This is a genomic window from Azospirillum picis (genome assembly GCF_017876115.1).
Taxonomy (GTDB): domain Bacteria; phylum Pseudomonadota; class Alphaproteobacteria; order Azospirillales; family Azospirillaceae; genus Azospirillum; species Azospirillum picis.
In genome coordinates, this window is sequence record NZ_JAGINO010000051.1 from 1 (window position 1) to 5289 (window position 5289).

5 protein-coding genes and 2 pseudogenes are annotated in these 5289 nt (G+C 56.2%); 4 read left to right on the top strand and 3 right to left on the bottom strand.

The features are described from left to right. Nucleotides 1-211 precede the first annotated feature (211 nt). Nucleotides 212-643 (top strand): hypothetical protein, encoded by a 432-nt coding sequence (locus tag J2850_RS31425; protein ID WP_209991366.1) that lies wholly within the window; start codon nucleotides 212-214, stop codon nucleotides 641-643. Between the two features lie 524 nt (nucleotides 644-1167). Then, on the top strand, nucleotides 1168-1752 hold the full coding sequence (locus J2850_RS31430) for a hypothetical protein (protein WP_209991368.1): 585 nt from the start codon (nucleotides 1168-1170) through the stop codon (nucleotides 1750-1752). A 122-nt stretch (nucleotides 1753-1874) separates the two neighbouring features. On the opposite strand, the gene J2850_RS31435 is transcribed toward J2850_RS31430, so the two are convergent. After that, entirely contained in the window at nucleotides 1875-2105 is a 231-nt protein-coding gene (locus J2850_RS31435) for a DUF6471 domain-containing protein (protein ID WP_209991370.1), read from the bottom strand. Between the two features lie 112 nt (nucleotides 2106-2217). On the opposite strand from J2850_RS31435, the pseudogene J2850_RS31440 reads away from it, so the two are divergent. Both J2850_RS31440 and J2850_RS31445 read left to right on the top strand, forming a co-directional pair. After that, a pseudogene (locus J2850_RS31440) lies at nucleotides 2218-3189 on the top strand (IS1595 family transposase). Nucleotides 3190-3307: 118 nt separating this feature from the next. Next, complete coding sequence (locus J2850_RS31445; RefSeq protein ID WP_209991372.1) at nucleotides 3308-4402, top strand: beta family protein; 1095 nt, start codon at nucleotides 3308-3310, stop codon at nucleotides 4400-4402. On the opposite strand, the gene J2850_RS32410 is transcribed toward J2850_RS31445, so the two are convergent. Next, the gene (locus tag J2850_RS32410; RefSeq protein ID WP_370878977.1) at nucleotides 4371-4952 is read right to left on the bottom strand and encodes a sce7726 family protein; all 582 of its coding nucleotides are present in this window, start codon (nucleotides 4950-4952) and stop codon (nucleotides 4371-4373) included. The genes J2850_RS31445 and J2850_RS32410 overlap by 32 nt on opposite strands. A gap of 148 nt (nucleotides 4953-5100) precedes the next feature. Then, a pseudogene (locus J2850_RS31455) lies at nucleotides 5101-5289 on the bottom strand (methyl-accepting chemotaxis protein); the annotation flags it as partial.

The window sequence follows — 5289 nt, forward strand, 5'->3', positions numbered from 1 at the left end:
GGTCTTTCGGGCCAAGGCGGCAGCCAAGGCGAAGACCACGACCAGCCCGAGAACGGCGACGGCCAGCATCCAGGTCATGGTTGCTTGGGATGTGGCCGAAACGATGTCGGAGGTCTTCTGCGGTATTCGGTAGCAAACACACCCACGCCACCGTATCCGCCAAACAATTGATTTGGCTACACTACAGCCCATTCCCTTCAATGAGGAAGCCATGGGCGACACCTACCTGATCTCCGGCTTGACCGCCAAGCGCGCCGAAGTATCCGGTATCATCGCTGACCTTGAGAAGCGCATCGCACAGCACCGGGCGGGCCTTGTTCACATCGACGCCGTGCTGCGCCTATGCGCCCCGGACGTGGTGCCCGAAGAGATCGCACCCAAGGCCGTCAGGAAGCGGAACGACTGGTTCAAGCCGGGGGAGTTGGCCCGCATGGTGCTGGACGTTCTCCGCATCGCACCCGCCCCTATGACCGTGCGAGACATCGCCGTCGAGGTGATGCAGCGCCGGGGGCTGGACACCACCGACGCACGCACCGGAAAGCTGGTCACGAAGCTGGTTCACAACGCCGTCACCCGGCAAGCCGCCGATCTGGTGGAGCGGGTGGAAGATGGGAAGGTCGTGGCGTGGAGGGTGGACGGCTAGACCTGAAAACGGAAAAAGCCGCCGCAGGCGCAAGACCCACGGCGGCTACTAGAGTGAGAAGAAGAATGGATGTCGCCGTCGAACCGCTAACGCCAGCCCAACGGAGACTGGTTAGGCGCTAGAGCGGTTACCCGCAGCAGCGCCAGTACCCGCACACGTGTTCGAGCCGCATGAAGCGGATGCGAACGTACGGGTTCACCCAGTGGCAACAGCGTAGCTGAGCCATTGGCAGCCTCCTATAACGGAGGCATCCTTGAAGCCGTTGGCTGGATGTGCTATCTTCGCCACTGCGACTCGGATAGGCACATCCAGCCTTCCACTGCCCCTGAGGACGCGAACCTAGTGGGGCAGGACCCGCACACGACCCGCAGAAGTTGGCCCTTCTGCGGGTCGCTTTGCGTGTGGGCGACCTCGAACCAGACCATACACAGATTCAGGCATTCACACAAGCAGGCTGAATGCGATGTTGCGAGAATCTTGTTTCCAGCGTATCTTCTTGGACAGGAACTCAGGGAGAACGCGTCGTGTCCGATAAAGCTCTTGAAAATGCCATGGGGAGGCGGGACGAGCTTGCGGGCCGCATCAACCAAGCGCAGCAGCAGATTGATGAATGGCGACGCGAGTTGGGTAGAGTGAACCAATTCATACAGGAGTGGCATGACTTCGCTGGCGTCCCGATGCCTATCGACGTGACGCGGGAACCTGCCAGGACAGGGCTTGTCCAGCTACCGATGGTTCCTCCTGCGCAAGAAGAGGTTGGTGCCGTCGATCCTGACAAGCCAAAGCGTGCCCGCAACAACTCTCGCAAGGAAGAGGTTGCCGAAGGTGCTCGGGCGATCATCTCCGAACGCGGCCAGCCAGTGCTCCGAGCCGATCTGCTTAAGGCTCTTCGGGAAAGGGGATACGTGATTGAGGGATCGGACCCAGATACCGTCCTAAGCACGATGTTGTGGCGCATGCGCCATCGCGTGGCGCGCGTCAAAACGGGGGGCTATTGGCTGGCCGAAGTGCCTTGTCCGGACGCCGGATACGAACCAGTTCCAGAAGGCGGAGGGCAGATTGATCTGGTCGATCTCGAGAGTGACGGATCACCAGCCGTCGAAGCATGAATGAGAACGAAGGCCCGGAAACGACCGGGCCTTTTCCTTGCAAACGTTTGCAAGTGCCCCAGACCGCATGCAGAATGTTCATGAAACGTTGCTGAGGTGGTTCACACAAAGTGAATGCGGCTTTACAAATCCTCCATCCTCACCGCCGGGCACCCAATAGCCTTCATGCTGGCGAGGAAGAACCATGTCGGGAAGGCGCCCCGGTTGATCTTCACCGTGACGGAGCCTTCCGTTTCCTCAATCCCCATGGCTGACAACCGGCGGGCCAGTTCGTCATAGGTCACGTCATGCCGCTTCAACTCGGCTTTCATGAACCGCTTGGCGCGGCCCGACCAGTCGTCCTTCGCTTCCATGCTCGTCACCTTTCTTTAGCGCATGGAAGCTAACATATGTGATAGCTTTTCTATTGACAAGGAGGGTCGACAAAGCTAACGTATATGTAGGGAAACACACGAATACGCCACCATGTCGCAGTACTTCCTCATGTCCGCCACCGCTCGCACCGTCAGCCTGAAACAGGTTGCGCGCATGACGGACGGGGAAGCCCGCGCGCTGTTCCGTCAAATCCGCTGGCCCAACACCAAGGGCACCGCCGTCTGCCCCTAACGCGATTGCCCGAAGTGCTACGAGTACACCACCCGGAACGTCTTCAAGTGCAAGGCGTGGCGCCGCCAGTTCTCGGAAACTTCCGGCACCCTGTTTGCTTCGCGCAAGCTGCCGATCCGGAATTACCTGATCTCCATCATCATCTTCGTCAACGCGGTCAAGGGCATCTCCGCTCTCCAACTCGGCCGCGATCTCGACGTGCAGTACAAGACGGCTTACGTGCTGGCCCACAAGCTCCGGGAAGCCATGGCGACGGAAGTGCGTGGCGTCGTGCTGGGTGGCGACGGCGCCGACGTGGAAGTTGACGGCTGCTATGTCGGTGGTCATGTCCGTCCCGAGAACCGCAAGGAAGACTGGAAGGACCGTCGCCTTGCCGAGAACCAGACGGGCAAGCGTCAGGTGGTTGTCGTGGCCCGTGAGCGTGACGGCCGGACTGTCACTCAGGTCTTCCGTTCCGAAGAGGAAAGCGTCGCCTTCATCAAGGCGCGCGTTGATCGCGCCTCCACCGTCCATGCCGACGAAGCCGCCGGTTGGAACTCCCTGCATGCCCGCATTAACATGAAGCGCATCAACCACCAGGAAGCCTACAGCGCGGATGACGCCTGCACCAATCAGGCGGAGAGCTACTTCGCCCGTCTGCGCCGTGCGCAGTGGGGCCAGTATCACCGGATCGGCGGCAAGTACCTGAACCGCTATTCCGCCGAAATGGCGTGGCGGGAAGACCAGCGCCGGACCAGCAACGGCGAACAGTTCCGCACCGTTGGCTTCCGTGCCGCCGCGTTGCCGCCGTCCGTGGATTGGTCCGGGTACTGGCAGCGCGCCGCCAGATAAACCGACCAACCGGAACATACAATAGTAATCATGAAGGGCTGTTGTGACGTATATTGCAGAGTCATATTGACTCTATAAATGAACGCATTAGCCTCGAAAAGTCTATATGGAGGCAAATATGTTCGACCACAAACATTACACCCCGATCATTAAGTGGAAGCGCGGTGAACGGTTCGCCCTGGAAAACCTACGAGATGACCAACTCCAATCCATCACGCCACTTGTAGAAATTCCTCCGTTTCAATGGAACCCGAATGCAAGTGGCGTTGACCCAGCGTTCTCCGCCCGCCTATCTGCAATTCCCCCGGAAATGAACTCTGCCATTCGAGGGCTTTGTCCGCTTTTCTTAGATTTTTCTTTAATTGACCAATCGGCGTCCATAAATGGCATTAGTCCAATCACTTGGTTTTTCACAGCAGCGCATCAATACAGTATAAAGGCAATTCCAGTTGTTAGGCTTTATAGCGAAGCGAATTTTGTATCTGACGTCAGACATTTACTGGCATCCGGATGCGATGGGGTCTGTGTTAGAATAAGAATTGAAGAAGCGAACCGTGAAACGCTCTCTATTGACCTTCCGAGCTTACTGAATTCGCTCGGAGTGAAATGCGAAAATGTTGATATAGTATTTGACTGGGGAAACAAGGCTCAGTCTGAAGCTGATTTTCTCGCGTTCATTGGCCTGCTGACCATACTACCCGAAATTAAACGATGGAGGACGTTGACTATAGCTGCCGGATCGTTCCCAAGTGAGCTTAAACCAGGCCCAGGAGTCTTCCGGATACCACGAAATGATTGGCTTTTCTGGAAAGGTCTAGTATCTCAGTCTGAGGGATTGTCTCGCATTCCTGCGTTTGCAGACTATGGGATTGCAAATCCTCTCTCTCACACAGTCGAACTCCCTGAAAACATAACGCTGTCAGCAAAAATAATATACACTATCGATAAAGAGTGGCTTCTAATTCGTGGCGGCGCTCTGTACGGGCGATTTGCCCACCCGCGACGCTATGAACAGTACCGCGACATCTGTAAACAGATCGTCTCAATGAATGGAGTTTATAGAGGTCCAGAATTTAGTCATGGCGATAATTGCATAAACGAATGTGCGCAAGGTCATGGGACGACAGGTAGCCCGACAACCTGGGTAACTAATAGCTTAAACGCGCACATTGCCTTCGTCGTCAACTGCATCGCCAATCTTGACGCGATTTGATTATTCTAAGTGCAGCATCGCGGATGTCGTCTAGGTCCATGACTTCCGCGATCCTGTTGCATATCGTGGAGATGGGCTTGCTCCTGACTCCACGATCTTTTCCTTGGGAGACAAGCAACTCCAGCGCCTCGGAACGCCATAGCAATCTGGCGATTTCCGATTTGTCGCGGTTTGGGTTCTGCTTTGGCTCCCACATAATATCAAAGTGTAATCCCCTACGTGGACCCATGGACGCCACAATCAGGCCCCACCAGCTTGGAAGCAACGCGCTAGCTCGCTCTAGGTGGTTATGCGAAACTACTAGCGTTAGTTCATCAAACACCTTGCAAAAGCTATCAATCTGAGCAGGAAGACGGTCAAGCGTATCTGCGGCACTTTTAATCTCAAACCCAGCGAAATGACCATTCAGGACCGCGACATCAATGCGCGATGTTCCCGCAACGAACTCATCAAGAATGATAACGTTCGGGTCAGCTCGGAGCTTCGATAGGCGCTTTTTATGTAGCGCCTTCCGTATATCCTTATCATGAGTTTTCAATAGCGTTTTCATTTCAACCACTTAGATAGGCTGCATTTTCTCATACTTATACGGCACCCCCGAGTCCAGATCAACGCCGTCACCGTTGGGGCTTCGCCTGCATGCCCGCTTGGTTAGCGCCTCCAGCGTGGGTGTGTTTGCTACCGAATACCGCACCTCTTTATGCGGCCCTGATGCTGGCAAGGAACGTTTCGACCTCATGCCGCAAGGTCTCCGCCTGCCTCGACAGGTCCGTGGAGGCATCAAGAACCTGCGCGGCCGCTGTCCCGGTTTGGGTGGCGGCGTCACTCACCTGCACAACATTGCCGGTCACCTGCTCGGTGCCTTGCGCGGCTTGCTGCACGTTGCG

Coding starts and splice junctions, on each gene's coding strand:
- J2850_RS32410 (WP_370878977.1), bottom strand. CDS start 4,952: ATGAAAACGCTATTGAAAACTCATGATAAGGATATACGGAAGGCGCTA.
- J2850_RS31435 (WP_209991370.1), bottom strand. CDS start 2,105: ATGGAAGCGAAGGACGACTGGTCGGGCCGCGCCAAGCGGTTCATGAAA.
- J2850_RS31425 (WP_209991366.1), top strand. CDS start 212: ATGGGCGACACCTACCTGATCTCCGGCTTGACCGCCAAGCGCGCCGAA.
- J2850_RS31445 (WP_209991372.1), top strand. CDS start 3,308: ATGTTCGACCACAAACATTACACCCCGATCATTAAGTGGAAGCGCGGT.